The sequence below is a fragment of the Streptomyces sp. NPDC016309 genome (assembly GCF_043077235.1).
Lineage (GTDB): Bacteria > Actinomycetota > Actinomycetes > Streptomycetales > Streptomycetaceae > Streptomyces.
Window position 1 is genome coordinate 22,368 of the sequence record NZ_JBIBSG010000019.1, and the last position, 14,633, is coordinate 37,000.

Annotated in this window: 15 protein-coding genes; 11 read left to right on the forward strand and 4 right to left on the reverse strand. The window is 70.6% G+C overall.

Annotated elements, in window-relative coordinates; translation table 11 throughout:
• Positions 1-153: 153 nt before the first annotated feature.
• Together ACF068_RS31055 and ACF068_RS31060 are read right to left on the reverse strand one after the other, a co-directional pair.
• Positions 154-699, reverse strand: a complete 546-nt coding sequence (locus ACF068_RS31055; RefSeq protein WP_392277644.1) for a GNAT family N-acetyltransferase — start codon at positions 697-699, stop codon at positions 154-156.
• Positions 696-1,496 (reverse strand): GntR family transcriptional regulator, encoded by an 801-nt coding sequence (locus ACF068_RS31060; protein ID WP_392277645.1) that lies wholly within the window; start codon positions 1,494-1,496, stop codon positions 696-698. The genes ACF068_RS31055 and ACF068_RS31060 overlap by 4 nt, the downstream gene beginning before the upstream one ends.
• A 494-nt stretch (positions 1,497-1,990) precedes the next feature.
• On the opposite strand from ACF068_RS31060, the gene ACF068_RS31065 reads away from it, so the two are divergent.
• From ACF068_RS31065 to ACF068_RS31115, 11 genes are all read left to right on the forward strand, one after another.
• A complete protein-coding gene (locus ACF068_RS31065) occupies positions 1,991-2,377 on the forward strand; it encodes a hypothetical protein (RefSeq protein ID WP_392277646.1) in 387 nt (128 codons plus the stop codon).
• Positions 2,378-2,495: 118 nt separating this feature from the next.
• Positions 2,496-2,921 carry a hypothetical protein gene (locus ACF068_RS31070; RefSeq protein ID WP_392277647.1) on the forward strand — a complete coding sequence of 142 codons (426 nt, stop codon included), beginning with the start codon at positions 2,496-2,498 and terminating at the stop codon, positions 2,919-2,921.
• 58 nt (positions 2,922-2,979) lie between these two features.
• The gene (locus tag ACF068_RS31075) at positions 2,980-4,800 is read left to right on the forward strand and encodes a hypothetical protein (protein ID WP_392277648.1); all 1,821 of its coding nucleotides are present in this window, start codon (positions 2,980-2,982) and stop codon (positions 4,798-4,800) included.
• An 84-nt stretch (positions 4,801-4,884) separates the two neighbouring features.
• Positions 4,885-5,445 carry a hypothetical protein gene (locus ACF068_RS31080; RefSeq protein WP_392277649.1) on the forward strand — a complete coding sequence of 187 codons (561 nt, stop codon included), beginning with the start codon at positions 4,885-4,887 and terminating at the stop codon, positions 5,443-5,445.
• A gap of 3 nt (positions 5,446-5,448) precedes the next feature.
• Complete coding sequence (locus ACF068_RS31085) at positions 5,449-5,673, forward strand: hypothetical protein (protein ID WP_392277650.1); 225 nt, start codon at positions 5,449-5,451, stop codon at positions 5,671-5,673.
• A 307-nt stretch (positions 5,674-5,980) separates the two neighbouring features.
• The gene (locus ACF068_RS31090; RefSeq protein ID WP_392277651.1) at positions 5,981-8,155 is read left to right on the forward strand and encodes a hypothetical protein; all 2,175 of its coding nucleotides are present in this window, start codon (positions 5,981-5,983) and stop codon (positions 8,153-8,155) included.
• Positions 8,156-8,166: 11 nt separating this feature from the next.
• Entirely contained in the window at positions 8,167-8,586 is a 420-nt protein-coding gene (locus tag ACF068_RS31095; protein ID WP_392277652.1) for a conjugal transfer protein TraB, read from the forward strand.
• A gap of 106 nt (positions 8,587-8,692) precedes the next feature.
• Positions 8,693-11,062, forward strand: coding sequence for a hypothetical protein (locus tag ACF068_RS31100; protein ID WP_392277653.1), 2,370 nt, complete (start codon positions 8,693-8,695; stop codon positions 11,060-11,062).
• An 86-nt stretch (positions 11,063-11,148) separates the two neighbouring features.
• Positions 11,149-11,646, forward strand: coding sequence for a hypothetical protein (locus ACF068_RS31105; RefSeq protein ID WP_392277654.1), 498 nt, complete (start codon positions 11,149-11,151; stop codon positions 11,644-11,646).
• Positions 11,647-11,657: 11 nt separating this feature from the next.
• The gene (locus ACF068_RS31110) at positions 11,658-11,996 is read left to right on the forward strand and encodes a hypothetical protein (protein ID WP_392277655.1); all 339 of its coding nucleotides are present in this window, start codon (positions 11,658-11,660) and stop codon (positions 11,994-11,996) included.
• A gap of 97 nt (positions 11,997-12,093) precedes the next feature.
• Positions 12,094-12,567 carry a Pycsar system effector family protein gene (locus ACF068_RS31115; protein WP_392277656.1) on the forward strand — a complete coding sequence of 158 codons (474 nt, stop codon included), beginning with the start codon at positions 12,094-12,096 and terminating at the stop codon, positions 12,565-12,567.
• A gap of 371 nt (positions 12,568-12,938) precedes the next feature.
• On the opposite strand, the gene ACF068_RS31120 is transcribed toward ACF068_RS31115, so the two are convergent.
• Complete coding sequence (locus ACF068_RS31120) at positions 12,939-13,838, reverse strand: hypothetical protein (protein WP_392277657.1); 900 nt, start codon at positions 13,836-13,838, stop codon at positions 12,939-12,941.
• On the reverse strand, positions 13,838-14,608 hold the full coding sequence (locus ACF068_RS31125; protein WP_392277658.1) for a ParA family protein: 771 nt from the start codon (positions 14,606-14,608) through the stop codon (positions 13,838-13,840). The genes ACF068_RS31120 and ACF068_RS31125 overlap by 1 nt, the downstream gene beginning before the upstream one ends.
• Positions 14,609-14,633: the final 25 nt, after the last annotated feature.

Consider the following 14,633-nt stretch of genomic DNA (forward strand, 5'->3'; position numbering starts at 1 on the left):
AGCGGACGGACCGTCGCCGTCGACGTCCGGAGGTCGTCAGGCAGTGCGGCCGTGTGCTGGATGTTCGTCATGCGGAGCCTCGATTCCGTGGGCTTCACCGCGCGCACGCGGTTACTCGGATGCGGTGCCATCATGCCCTCTCCCGCTCGACGTTTACGCCGCAGGGGACATCAGCCGGTGTGTCGCCCCGAGGTAGGACCGGAACTCGGCAGGACGCTGCGCTGCCCAGCCGGAAACCACCTCCGGGTCGTCGGCAGTCCGCACGTGAGTGAAGCCGTGCTTGAGGTAGTAGGCCTGAAGCCGCGAGTTGGTGCTCCAGGCGTCCAGCCGAAGCCACTTGGCCCCCTGCTGGACGGCCTGCTCGCCCGCCCAGTCCAGGAGCGCGCTGCCGAGGCCGGTGCCAGCGTAGGCGCGATCGACGGCGAGCTTGTGCACGTACAGCGCAGGTTCGGCGATCTCCTCGGGCGTCCACAGGCGAACGTCGGCGTCACGGTCCAGGGTGATGGTGGCTGCGGCGTCCGCATGGGGTTCCTCGCGGATCATGAACACCTCACCGCGGCGGATCGAGTCAAGGATGTGGTCGGCCGGGAAGGGCTTGGCCCACTGATCAGTGCCGAGAGCGCTCAGCCATGCGGAGGCATCGGTACGGAACCTGATCAGCCGGGGAAGGTCGGCCTCCTCGGCACGGGAGATGATCACGGCTTCCCCCAGGGGATTCGGGGGGAGTCCGCCTCAGCCTCACGGTGGGTCTCGAACACGATCACGTGCCGGTCGCCAGGGATGAGGTTCACCGTGACCTGGACGGCGTTGCCTTCGCTGTCGAAGGTGGTCGACAGGTGTTCGGCGACCGGGACGCCTGCGCCGAGCTGGAGTCGCTGCACCTCGTCCGGCATGGGCATCCGCAGGTAGAACTCGTGGAAGCCGTAGACCAACTCGTGCCCCAGCTCGCCCAGGACCGCGTTCGTACCGCGCGCAACATCACCCGGATGCATGAAGTCGGTGCCCTGTACGAGCGAGAGGCGCACGTACGAGTCGTTGAGGTTGTACGGCACGTCATCGAGCTTGCGCACTCGCCGGCGGGCGGCGGCCAGCTCACCCGGTTCCAGACCCAGTCGCTCCCGGATTGCGGGTGAGGGGTCCACGATCGAGACCTCGATGTCCTGGGACGGCGTCCGGCCGTCCTCTTCCTGGACCAGGTTGGTGAAGATGTCGATCTCGGGCGGCTTCTGCCTCAGCTCCGCCTGAGGCCGATAGACGAGCCGCTTGCGCTGGATGACGAAGTAGCCCTTCGGGCGGCGAGCCTCGATCAGGCCTTCATGCACGAGCACGCCCAGACCCTGGCGAATGGTCTGGCGAGAGCGAACGCCGTGCAGCTCGCCGTACTTCTCCAGAAGTTCAGCCTCAGTGGGGATCTGGGAGCCAGGCGGGAACGTGCCGTCGGAAATCTGACGGCGTAGATCGTCGGCGATCTGTTGGTAGACGGGCGTGGGCTTCATGCCGTCATGTCTACAGCCCTCTCCCGCGCATTGTCCAGTCAATGTATGCGAACTGGTTGATGTGCTTGACGTGGCGCGCGGCGAGTGTCAGAGTCGTCCTCGCAACGCATTGTCTGGTCAATGCAATCCGGCTGGATCATCTGTGTTGCGTGAACGATGCGCACTGCTACGCCGCATAGCGGTTCGGAACCACCGTCCAGTGACGGCAGGCCGGTGCGGGAGCGTCCGTTCCTTGAGAACTCAACAGCGTGCCAAAGATGAGTAATTGGGCCGGATGGCCACCGGGCGCTCTCCATGTGAAGGGCGCCCGGTGGCACTCCAAAGGCACAGGTCATGAAGGGCGTGCTCGACTGGTTCGGGCTCTCCGGAGACAGGGGTTCGAGTCCCCGCTCGCCTACCGCGCCGTCCCCCGTACGGCGCGACCCCCGACACGGCGATTGCAGCGCCTGATGTGTCGGGGGTCCACGGATCTACCAGCGAAGGAACTGATCCGCATGACCATCATGCCCTCCGACATGCCCCTGTCGTCCACCGGGATCACCGCGGACGTTCAGGACGCGGTCGCCGACGCCTTCCCCCTCTTCGAGTCGGTCCAGAACCTGGCCCGCCTCGGCGTGAGCGTCGCCTTCGAGGTGGCGCCCTCGCGCATCGTCGCCACGATCACGGTCACCGCCGACGCGGTGAAGGTCCTGCCGGCGCTGCTGGAGGAGATCGACGACACCCGCCCGGGCCGCCTGCCCGACGGGCAGCTCGTCGTCACCGGCTCGATGTGCCAGGGGACGGTCACCTTGCGGGTGCTGATCCCGCAGGAGTGGGTGACCCCCGAGGAACTGGCCGTGCTGACCGGCACCGCCGACGCCGACCCCTCCGACCTGCTGTGAGCGCCGAGTCTGCCGCCCAGGCCGCTGAAGCGGCCCGCAAGGCGGAGGAAGCCCGACAGCTTGCACACGCCAAGTTGCAGCGCCACGGACAGGCCGTGTCCGGGATCGGAGGACGACGGTGACGATCAACCTGCCCACCCGGCCGAACAGGAAGGCCGAGGCCGTACAGCACTTCCACGACCAGCACGGGCCGATGACCGACTGGTCCGGCGACGACTACGAGCACCTGCTCGACCTGCTCGTCATCGTGAACACCCCCGGTCCGCTGGCCAGGCTCCGTCTGCGGCTGACGCTGCTGAGCTGGGCCGGGGCGGCGATTCCCTTCTACGCACTCAGCGAGCTGCTGTGGTCGGGATGGGAGCGGGTCTCGCCGCGACTGAACGCGGTCATGGACCGGCTGGACGACCGCTGCTCGAACATCGAGTCCGCGTGCAAGCGGGCCGGTGACCACGCGCTGGTCGAGTACGTCGGCCGGGTCTTCGACGCGGTCTCTCACGCGGCGAATGCCGTCGGCCGCATGACCGCTCGCCTCGTACGGGGCTGACGGACCGAACACCGAGGTGGCCGCCGGAAGGCGGCCACCTGCACGAGAGGAGGTCGGTGTGGGGGCCCGTAAGCCACCTGCCCGCAACACCCGGAAAACGACGACGCCGCGCCGCTCAACCAAGGCGGCCACCCCGCCGCCGAAGCCGGAGGCGCGGGAAGACGGCGAGGCCCTGGCCGCGGATCTCCGTGACCGCGCCGCCGACGTGATCGACAGCGCACGGTGGACCGGGGCTCAGGAAGCGGCGGCGCTGATCCAGGCCGCCAAGCACGAGGTCCACCAGATCCGCCGGGCGGCGGCCGCCGACGCCGAGCGCGTCCTGGTGGAGGCCGCCGACGAAGCCGGGGAGCGGCTGCGCCGAGCCGAGGATGACGCGGACACCGTCCGCGCCGGAGCCCGCGGCGACGCGGCAAAGATCCTCGAACAGGCCCGAACCGACGCGGCCGCCGCCACCGACGAGATCATGGCGGACGCCGAGGAACAGGCCAGGAGCCTGCTCGCTGGAGCCGAGGAGCAGGTGAGCGTCGTGCTCGCCGAGGCGGAGGACCGGGCGAACGCCCTGGTGGATCTGCGCCGGACCTCGGCGGAGGCCGCCTACCGCAAGGCCTTGGACGACGCCGCCCGCATCGTCGGTGAGGCGCAGGATCAGGCGTTGGAGATCAGGACGGCGCGTGCGGCCCTCGACTCGGAGCTGGAGCTGACCCGCCGGTCGGCCCGGCTTGACCTGGACGAGGAGCTGAGCGCGCGCCGCGCGGAGATCGACGCCGAACTCGCCGCGTACCGGGCTGAGGTCGATGCCGCCCGGGCGGAGATCGAAGCCGAGTTCCGTCAGCTCGGCGAGCAGCACGAGCAGGACCGGCAGACGCAGCGGGCACGGCTCGCGGCCGAGTTCGAGGGGCTGCGCCGGGAGGCGGAGGAGGAAGCCCGGACCGCCGCCGGCGCGGTACGCAAGGAGGCGGACGCCAAGCTCGCGGAAGCCAACCGCGAGCTGGTGGCCGCCCGAGAGGCCCGCCGGCTCGCCGAGAAGCGAGCGGCCAGTCTCAAGAGGTCCCGGGAGCGGGGGGAGGTCATCAAGCAGGGCAGCATCTGGATCGCCCTTGCGGCCGTGATCGCCCTGACCGCCTCCGGTGAGTGGGCCTTCGCCAGGATGGTCGGGCTGGGTGACACCCCGTTCGGAGACCTGGGGTGGGCAATGCCGGTGGGCCTGGACGTATACGCGGTCACGGCGTTCCGCATGCGGAAGGACGTGCCGTATGCGCTCGGCCTGATGGCCGCCACCAACATCACCTACCACGTGGCCGACATGACGGGCACGGGCGTGACGGTGGTCGACGGCAAGCAGCACCCGAGCATCGGGCTCATCGTCGTCGCGGTCCTCGTCGTCGTCGCCATCGTCTGGCGCGTTCACCGCCTCCTGGAGGACGACCACGAGGAGAAGGTGACGGCGCCCGCGGAGCCCGCGACGGACGCGGCCGACCCGTCCGCCGGACGGGGCGAGCCGGACCGTACGGACGACCCGAACCCGGTCCGTACGGAACCCGCCCGTGCGGCCCGTACGGCAGACCGTACGGACGCGCCCCGTACGGACCGTACGGCAGACCGTACGGGCGCAGACCGTACGGCCCGTACGGCGGCCCGTACGGCAAAGCCCCGTACGGCCCGTACGCCCGCCCCCCGTACGGGCGGCCGTACGGCGGCTGTCCGTACGGACGAAGAAGCGATTCAGATCCTGCGCGACCTTCCCACGGACGGTGGCTACGTCACCGTCAACGCCGCCCGTACGGCCGTCGGCTGCAACCGCGACCGGGCCCTACGGCTGCTGGACGAAGCGGGGCTCCTGAGCCCTGCGGACCGCACCAAGCACCTCGCCGCTCGCTGACCCGCGCGGCGCCGTACGTCGCGGGCTGGGCCCGCCGCTGCCCCCGAGAGTCGGCGGGCCCCTTCCCCGAAAGGAGATCACCCCGTGCCCGAGATCGAGCACACGAACACCGATGAGGTCCTGAGCCGGGTGCCGGCGGAGTTCCGGCCCCTGCTCAACTTGGAGCACCTGACCACCTGGACGCTGGACCGGCAGCGCGAGCACAGCGCGGACCACAGCGACTACGAGGCGGTCCGGGCACTGTTCCAGACGGTCCTGCTCTCCCAGCACGTGGAGGGGGACGGCAAGTGGTCGGCCCGGAGGCGGGCCCGGAAGGTCGGAAAGCACCTGAACCGCCTGGTCAAGGGGTCGCGGCTCCAGGCGCAGGCCGCGGAGGGGCTGCGCACCGCGTACGCCGACCACGTCCGCACCGTCGCCGCCCTGCCCGCTCAGCGGGCGGCCAAAGCCAAGGCGAAGGCCGACCGGCGCCAACAGGTGAACACCTTCGCCACGAAGTCGCTGAACAAGACGCTCGGCGCGATGACCGCCCGGCCTGACAGCGACACCGAGGAGAGCGGCGAAACCGCAGGTCAGAGCGCCGCTAAGGCGTCCGGAGGTCGTACGGTCCGGGGCGTCAACGACCTGTTCGACCGCAAGGGAGCCTGAGCAGTGCAGCAGGTGCCCTCGATCTCCGAGGTCCGCCGGGAACGCCGCGCCGCCCACTGGGCGGCGCGGCAGGCCCGGCAGGTTCAAGCGCGAGGCGACGCGGGTCTGGCCGACGCCTGGTGGGACCGGGCCCGCGCGATCTGCAAGGCCAATCCGGAATTGTGGAACGACCTCGCGCGGACGCTGGAGAACTGGACCGGCCGTCACGACGGCAGTCACGACGCGTAAGCGTCATCACGATCATCATCACCCGGGGGCGGACCGGTTTTGGGGGGCCAAGGCGGGCGCGCGGGCGCACGGGCGCGCGGGCGCGCGAGGATCTCCTATCCGGTCACCCTCTGTCAACCCTGGAGAGCACGTGGCTGATGACCCTCGGGACGACAACCGGAACGGCAACGTCGTCTCCTTCCGATCTCGGGGAGGGGCCCCGCCGGGGCTCCCCCCGATCCCGGGCGCCCCTCCCCCGGCGCCCCCGGCCCCGTCCGTCGAACCGTCTCCCCCGGCTTCCGGGCCGGAGGCGGGTGTCGGCGACGGGATGGTGGTCCCCTCCCGGCGGCGCCGGTCGGTGGCCGACTCCCTGGCCGACCTCACCCCGGCGCTCCCGCCGACCCCTGGGTCGACCGGGTCGGGCACCGTCGCCCTCCGCTCGGAGGGGACGGTGCCCGCCCACCGGGACGACGGCGATGGCGAGGCGGACGGTCCCGGCGTCGCGGCCCTCGGCCTCGCGGCGACCCTGGCCATCGCGCTCGCCGCGCTGCGGGGCACCGCGACCGCGCTGGCGGACTGGCGCCAGCGGCGCCAGGAGCGAGCCGAGGAGCTGGCCCCGCTGCGCGAGGCCCGCCTCAAGCACCGGCTCGCGGGCGAGGAGGCCGCCGCCAAGCATGCCCTCGCCATGCAGAGCATCGGCGACAAGGCGGCGCAGAAGCGCGGCAAGACCATCCCCTCCAGCCAGGACTACGGCCGTAAGGCCCTCGGCGGCGGCCGCGGCTCCCTCAAGGGAGGCGGCGGCAAGGGCGCCGGCGGGACCGGGCCCGGCCGCAGCGGCAAGGGCGGCTCCGGCAGCGGGCTGACGCCGGGCGGCAAGAAGACCTCGCCGAAGACGTCCAACGGGCTCGGCTCGCTCGGCGCCAAGGGCAAGGGCGGCGGCTCGAAGTTGCCGGGCTCCGGGAAGAACGGCGGCGGTTCGGGGACAGGGGTCAAGTCGCTCAACGGTGCCAAGTCCCCCAGCTCGAAGACGTCCAGCCCGGCGCTGGAGCGGGCCCGCGGCCGCCAGGAACGGGCCGCCGCACGGCAGGGCGCCAAGATGCAGCGGCGTGCGGACCGGCAGGCGGCCCGAACGGAGAACCGGGCCAAGGACCGGGACGCGGCCCGCGACCGCAAGACCCGCGCGGCGGACGCCCGGCAGGACACCAAGGACCGGGTCCGTAACGCCCGGGCCGACGCGAGGCAGGCCCGTCGGGAGCAGGTCCGGCAGGAGAAGTTCGAGGCCAAGCAGAAGGCGCGCAAGGCCCGGGCCAAGGCCCGCCGGAAGAAGAAGGAGACGGCGGCCGCCGCCGACGCGGACCGTACGACGCTCGGGCAGGCCGTCGCGAAGGCGGCGCGGCGCCGATGGAAGAAGCGCAGCAAGAACCTCCCCCCGCCCGTGCTGACCACGGTCAAGCGCAAGAAGTCGAAGAAGAAGGGGGGCAAGAGCGGCGGCTCCACATCGGCCGGGCCGAAGGTCGACCTGACCAAGAAGCCCAAGCCGGGGGCCGCGCCGAAGGTCGACCTCACGAAGAAGTCGAAGCCCGCCGGCGGTTCCGCCCCGGGCGGCGGGCCGAAGGTCGACCTGACCAAGAAGCCCAAGCCCGGCGGCGGCACGAAGGCCTCCGGGCCCGGCAGGAAGAAGAAGGTCCGGGTGAAGCCGAAGTCGAAGAAGAAGACGCGCGGCTCCGCTCCGGGTACCGGCCCGGCCGATCGGCGCAAGGCCAGCCGCAAGGAGCGGGCCCGCCGCGCGAGCGAGCGGGCCCGGGCCAGGGCGGAGGACACCAGCGACTCCCCCGGCAGCGGCTGGGAGTTCTACACCGGGCCGCCGCGCGGGGAACGGCGCAGCGCCTACGACTCCATGCGGGACACCGACCCGCAGCAACAGAAGGTGTGGACGGCGGAGCAGGTCTTCCCACCCGGGTACCAGGCCTCCTCGCGCGAGGCCCTGACCACCGGGGCCCGGGGTCTACCCGCCGGCGCCGGAAGCCCCACCACGAAGACGAAGGAGGTGCCCGTGGGCAACTCGCCCGCAGTGAGGGCCGCGACGGTCACGACCGCGATGGACGACGGGACGAACCCCGAGCATGCGACGGAGGTGACGCTCGATGACGTCACCGAGTTTCTGGACGAGGTGGTCTCGGAGGCCTTCGCCGCGCACGACGAATGCCTCGTTCTCGCCGGGCAGGCCAAGGAGCTGATGCACGCGCTGGACACCCTCGCCGCGCGGCTGGCCGCCAAGCACAACATCATCGGCACTCTCACCGCCTGGGCGATGCGCAAGCTCGCCGAGTCGATGGAAGTCCTCTCCCGTAAGGCCGAGGAGATGTCGGTCAAGTCGCTGCACGCGGCCGAGACCTGCGAGACGGCGAAGACCGAGCTGGACGACGCCTACCGGCCGCTCACCCAGGCGACCGCGGATGCGGGTCTGCGCACGCCGTCCGCCCGCGTCCACAACGAGAACTAGGAGGTCATCCAGTGGCCGGAGAGATCGTTCCGCGCGGGGACAGCCTCCCCGCGGTCCCCGACAGCAACCTGGGCTTCCTCAGCCTCGGCGCCGCCGTCACCCTGCTCGCGGGGCGGGCCCTGCTGCTCAAGGAGAAGATCTGGGCGCTCCAGGCGCTCTTTCGCCGCAACGCCACTAAGGCGAGCAACATGTCGGAGATGTGTGACGCGGCGGAAGTCGAGCCGCAATTCACCGCTCTCATCATGGAGGGCGCCACGTCGCTGCGGGAGGTCGCCGAAGCATCCGGTGAGCTGGTGAATGCCGCCGACCAGATGCAGACGGACGCGCAGGGCTTCAAGGCCGCCCACGAGGGCGAATACGGCGGGATCTACGAGGCCGTGCAGTCCATGGGTGTCCGCCAGCCCAAGCCCGGGTTCAACGAAGTCAAGTAACCGAATACCCGCCCGGCCGTGAGAGCGCCGGGGCGGAAAGCCCTCACGGGAGGGGCCTCGGCGAATTCGCCGAGGCCCCTCCCCTTTCTTTCCTCCCGGAGGGGATATGACGACGACCGACGTTGTAAAGGCCGATGCCGCCGCCGGTGAGCGGGGGCTGACCCGCGAAACCGCCCGCCGTCTGGCCTGGGCAGAGCGCACGGTGTACGGCGCCGCCGGCACCTGGGCCGCCATCGGCCCGCAGATGGACCTTCCGTGGTGGGCGCACGGCGCGGCCCTGGCTACCGGCGCCCTCACCGGCGTCGTGCTGTGGAAGCGCAGCGACACCGACGACTGGACGCGACGGCTGACCTCGTCCCTGCGGGCCCTGCCCGTGCTCGGCTGGACGGCCGCCTACACAAGCGGCCTGCTCACCCCCGTCTTCGGCTACCCCAACGGGTGGCCGATGCTGGGCGCGGCCGCCTGGACAGCAGTGATGATCCCCATGGCCCCCTGGACTCGCTCCAAGGGGCTGGCCCGGGCCGTGGACAACCTCCCGGTCCTCGCCGGTGAGCCGGAGGTCGTGGACGCGGAGCCGGTCACCTTCGCCGACCACATGCGGGCCCTGTGGAACCGGTCAGATGCCACCGGGGACACCGCCCTGGAGGGCATCCAGCAGTACGACCCCAGCGAGCCGGACTTCGTGGCGGTCGTCCTGGCCCCCGCCGGCCAGACCGTGCCGCGCACGCTGGACGAGCGGGCCATCGCCGGAGTCTTCGACGTCCCGGTCGACGCGGTCGCAACGGCGCCGGTCGACGGGTACGGTCCCGGCCGCCTGGCCATCCAGGTCGCGCCCCGCCTCGCCGAGGCCCGGCGTGCACGGGAGGCCTTGGAGGTGGAGGCCGCAGACCCCGGGGCCGCCCTGGAACGCATCTGGGCCGAACACGTCAACAGCACCGGCGGGGCCGCCCCCGGCGTCGACCTGGTCGCGTACAGCATCGGCGAAGAGCAGATCCGCCTGCGGATCGCCGCCCCGCGCGGCAAGACCCTCCGGGTCAACCATGAGGCCCTGTGCTCCGCGCTCGGGATTGACGACATCTCCCGCCTCGTCATGGAAGGCGCGGGCCCGCGCGAAGCGGTCGTCTACATCTACCGGGAGAACCCCCTCCTCCACGTCCGGGCCCCCACGGTGGAGGACCTGACGATGGACGACCGCGGCCGCATCTCCATCGGCGTCGCACACGACGGTTCGATGGCCCGCATCCAGGTGTTCAACTTCGACACGGGCCGCGCCCAGCACGGCATCACCGCCGGGACCACCGGCGCGGGCAAGTCCGGCCTGATGCGCCTCTTCGGCGCGGCACAGCGCATCTCGGGCGTCATCTCCTGGATGGCCGACGTCCAGGGCGGCATGTCGATGCCGGAGATGGAAGGCCGCATCGACTGGTTCGCCAAGGGCCCCGAAGAGACGATGCAGCAGCTCCGCGCGCTGCACGCGGTCAAGAGGTACCGCGAGGAACACAGCAACGGTCGCGGAGACTTCGACTTCCACGGCCCGTGGCGCCTGATCCAGTGGACCGGCGACGAGATCAACCGCCTGCTGTCCTCCCTGGACCAGGACGTCCGCAAGGAAGCCGCCTGGATGATCGGCGACCTCCAGAAGACCGGCCAGAAGGTCGGCATCGGCATCGACCTCGCAGTGCAGTCCCTCCACCTCAAGGAACTCGGCGACAACCACGAGATCCGCGAGAAGGGCAAGGAAGGCCACGTCTTCCTGCTACGTACGGCCTCCTCCTCCACCCAGGGCATGGGCCTGGACGGCATCGCCCCGGTCGGCGCCCACATCTCCCCCATCCCGGAGCGGATCTACGAGGGCGCCGGAGCGAAGGAACTGTTCGAGGGCACCGCCAACACCGAAGGCGTGCCGACCCCCGGCATGGGCTGGCTGATCACCGAGGGCAAGGCGATCCTCTTCCGCACCTTCGTCCTGAAGAAGGTCAACGGCCTCTACCCCCAGCTCCAGGAGCTGATGGACGGCCACCCGATGCCCACCCTCACCGAGGGCGAAGCCCGCGCCGCCGGCGCCGCGTACGCCCACCGGGGCACGGAGGCCGCCAAGGGCTCAGGAAAGGCCGCAGGCGGCCCGTCAGCGCCCTCTCGGGGCCGGGCTGACATGAACGCCCTCAACAGCGAACTGGAGCGCGTCACGGGCCTCCTGGAGGCCGACGAGAACGCCAAGCAGCACAAGGGCGGGGACCTCCCCGAAGCGCCGTCGCCCATGGCGGCGGCCAAAGCGAAGGCGCCGACGATCCGCGAGCGGATTGTCGCCGCGCTCCAAGGCTGCGCCGAAGGGCTGTCGCTCAAGGGGATCCGCGCCGCCGTCGGCTGCGGCACCGAAGGCGGCCCCGCCACTCGCAGCGTGAACAACGAGGTCAGCGCGCTCGCCAACGAGGGTGCGCTCGTCGCGCTCGGCAGGGGCGTCTACCGCCTGCCCTGACCCCAGAAACGGCAGGGGACCGGCTACTCCGTCAAGACCGGTCGGTCCCCTGCCCACTCCCCCAACGCGTCGAAGGAGCCACCCCAGTGAACCACCCCGACCGCCCCGCCGGCCGCGCGCTCAGCGAAGCCCAGAAGGCCGAAGCAGAGCGCCTCATCGACGAGGTCTACAGCGACAACGCGCCCGTCGCCACCTTCTACAAGGACGTGTCGCCCGTGCCGACCATCGGTAGCGCCCCGCCCGTCCAGCAGCCCGGCCGGGCCGCCATGAGCCAGCGCGCCACCGACACCAGCGTCGTCATGCTCGCCGGCGCCGGATCGCTGTCCATGATCAGCGTGTCCACCGGCGTCCTGATGTACCTGTCCCAGTACGCCGACCCCGTCGTCTGCGGCATCGTCCTCGGCGCCCCCACCGTCGTGCTCCTTGCCTTCTGCCGTCTCGTCCGCCGGGCCAAGGAGGCCGTGCAGGCCGCCCCGCCCGTCATCCACCACCACTACGGGGGCACGGTCGTCCAGGACAACACCGAGATCACCACGCACAACCGCGGCGTCATCGCCCGCACCAACAACCGGTTCGACCGATGAGGGGAACGATCGTGCAGCGACCTGACAACGTCCTGGTCCTCGTCCTCGAAGCGCGCGGCGGGCGCTGTGCCTGCCGCGGCGCCTGCGGCAAGACCCACACGGGCGACGACGACCGGTGCAACGCGGCGAACAGCGGCAGGAACAAGCCCCTGCTGGCCGCTCCGCAGATCCCGCATGCCAGCGACGTGCAGAACGCGGCCGCGCCGCTGGAGGAGCTGCGCCCCTGGTGCTGGCCCTGCTGGCGGGACGCCCTCGCCGTCGAGCGGGCCCGCGTCAACGAACAGCGCTCCCAGCAACTCGCGGAGATGCAGATCGGCCTGTTCGACGTCGACGCCAACACCGCGGCGTAGCACCTGACCGCCGATACGGGATCGGCCGCGCGCCCGACCAGGGGGTGCGCGGCCGCCCCGCATCTCCCCCCAGCTCAGCAACCACGGAAGGAACTCGATGTCTACCTCGGACAGTCTCGACGCCCGTCTGGACGCGGCCAACGCCACCGTCCTCGCCGAGATCTCCCGGACGGACTCCAAGTCCGGCGTCCTGCTCACGAGCTTCTCTCTGCCCCTCGCCGCGCTCGTCGCGGTGGTTCCGGGCCGCGACTTACCGCTCGTCGTCGGTATCCTCGTCGGTGCCGGCGCCGTCGGCCTCATCATCGCCATGCTCGTGGTGCTCGTCGTCGTTCACCCGCGCCTGTCGGGCGCCGCGCGCGGCAGTTTCCTCTACTGGTCGCTGTGCACGCCCCAGGATCTGGTGAAGGACCTCCAGACCCCCGACGACCGCGTGGCCCACGTCATTCACCTCTCGCAGATCGCCCGCCGCAAGTACGCGGGCCTGCGCCTCGCCGGGATCATCACCGGCGTATCGCTAGTCGCACTCGGTGCCGCATTGCTCGCCGCCCTCGTAGCCTCGCTTCCCCAGTGAAGATGGCGTGTTCCGCAGCGCCTGGCGCCACGTCCACCCGCCCTGCTGACGCGCGTAGGCTCGCCGAGTACCCCTCCTCAGTCGCCTCGTCCAGCCCACGGCGCGGCTCCAGCGCCCCCGAGCGGCCTGACCGGTGACCGGGCGCTCGGTCCCCACCGACCTGTACGCCGCGCTGCGAGCCTGCTTCCCACACGGCGGCCTGCCCCGCTGGCTCACCGCCACCTGTCCCCGCCGCGGAACGGGCGCCGCACCGGTCCCGGCGACGACCCGTTCACCAAGCTGTTCACTGCGGCCTGCACACGGCACCTGAGCTGAAACAAGAAGCGGGCCCCGTCCTCGGACGGGGCCCGCTTCTTTGCGTTCCGGGGTAGTTACGCGGCCACAGGCTCGGGGTGGTCAGTTCCCCCGCCGTCGGCGCCCGCCGGCTGCTCATCTGCGGCAGGGGACTCCTGAGCTTCGGCTGCCTTCTCCGATCCCCGCTTCGGCTTCGGGGTCTCGTTGAGCTGCTCCCGGCACTTCAGAATCTCCGCTTCGAGCGCATCGAGATAACGCTCGGCGGTAGCTCTGTCCTTTCGCGCCAGGCGTCGCACCCATGACGAGGACACCGCCTTCTCTGCCCGGGCGGTGACGTCGACTTCCCCCTCGTCCTTCTCGTCGCTCCAACTGTCAAGGAAGGACTGGATGGCCTCCTTGGCGGCCTCCCTGTCGAACTCCTCGCCCTTCGGGAGGGCGTCGACTGCCCCGCGCAGTACTTCGGCTGTGACCGGGACGCCGGAGGCGGCCACCGTCGCGTACACGAAGACCGCCTCCTTCACGTCCCACGTCTCGCGAACGGAGACCAGCTCCCAGACCTGGGCCTGGTTGGCCTTCTTGGCCTGCTCTAGGGACAGGCGAGGCGTTCCAATTGGAACGGAATCGTTCGATGCCAAATCGAACAGCGCCTCCGCTACCTGCCACGTCCGGATCAGCTTCCTGGCGTAGTTGTCCTTCATCCCCCAACGAGTCCAGCAGTAGTCCTCGAAGGTGTCGTACTCCGCCCGGTACAGCCGACTGTCCCGGATGATCTGCAACGCTTTGCCGGCCAGCCAGAAGGCCCACTTCAGTGTGTCGACGGCCGCCTCGCACTGTGCGAGTGACTGGCGCTCGTCCGACGTGAGGGTCTTGGGCTGCCCGGAGATGGGGCGGAACAGGTTCGGTAGGGCTTGCGCCATGTCGATGGCGCTCTTGAACTCGAAGCGCTCGATCGCGGATCCGCCGCGCTGGCGTCCCATCAGATCAGTCCTTCCACGCCCAGGGCCAACTTGTAGAAGTCCTCCCGCGCTCGCAGTGCCGTGCCGCTCTCCGGGTACTGGATCACCGTCAGTCCCTTTTCGGGAGCCTTCGCGTGGATCTTGTAGCGGCGGATGGCTTGAGGCATGTACGGGTAGCCCCGCACCTCACACCACTCCTGCATCTCCTTGAGGTCGGCCCGTGTGCGGTCCGCCCCGGAGTCCCAGTTGTTGATCACCACGCGGAACTTGATCCCGCGCGGGCGCAGCAGGCGCTCGATCGTGAACTCCGCTGGGCTGTGTGTCAGGGTCTCCACTGGAACGATCGGGACCAAGGCGAGGTCGGTGAGATCAAGGATCTCCCGCATCGCCTCTGCCGCCGGCCCGTCGCCCAGCGGGTCCTCCGCATCCAGAGGCTTCGTGGGGTCGATGTCGGCGAAGCCGGGGGTGTCGACCACGATTCTGCGGACTGCCGGGTCCTTCACGAGGGCGGGAAGCTCGCCGAGCTTGCCGCGCGTGATGAGGTAGTCGAACGGAAGGCGCTCGGCGGGTACCTTCCGCGCCCACTCGTCCAGGGAGCCCTGGAGGTCGATTCCGGCGGCGACGATCGGGCACGGGGAGTCGGGATCGTCCGGGTCGGCGGGGGGGTTGTTCTCGCCGAGGACGGCCGCGACGTTGACGCCGATGGTGGACTTCCCGGCGCCGCCCTTCTGTTGGAAGGTGGTGATGACCTTGGCGCGGTGCTCTGGCTCGGGATTTTGGGCGGGGGGCATGTGACCTCCGTGGGCTTCCCCGGGT

Coding starts and splice junctions, on each gene's coding strand:
- ACF068_RS31115 (WP_392277656.1), top strand. CDS start 12,094: ATGTCTACCTCGGACAGTCTCGACGCCCGTCTGGACGCGGCCAACGCC.
- ACF068_RS31125 (WP_392277658.1), bottom strand. CDS start 14,608: ATGCCCCCCGCCCAAAATCCCGAGCCAGAGCACCGCGCCAAGGTCATC.
- ACF068_RS31100 (WP_392277653.1), top strand. CDS start 8,693: ATGACGACGACCGACGTTGTAAAGGCCGATGCCGCCGCCGGTGAGCGG.
- ACF068_RS31090 (WP_392277651.1), top strand. CDS start 5,981: ATGGTGGTCCCCTCCCGGCGGCGCCGGTCGGTGGCCGACTCCCTGGCC.
- ACF068_RS31060 (WP_392277645.1), bottom strand. CDS start 1,496: ATGAAGCCCACGCCCGTCTACCAACAGATCGCCGACGATCTACGCCGT.
- ACF068_RS31120 (WP_392277657.1), bottom strand. CDS start 13,838: ATGGGACGCCAGCGCGGCGGATCCGCGATCGAGCGCTTCGAGTTCAAG.
- ACF068_RS31065 (WP_392277646.1), top strand. CDS start 1,991: ATGACCATCATGCCCTCCGACATGCCCCTGTCGTCCACCGGGATCACC.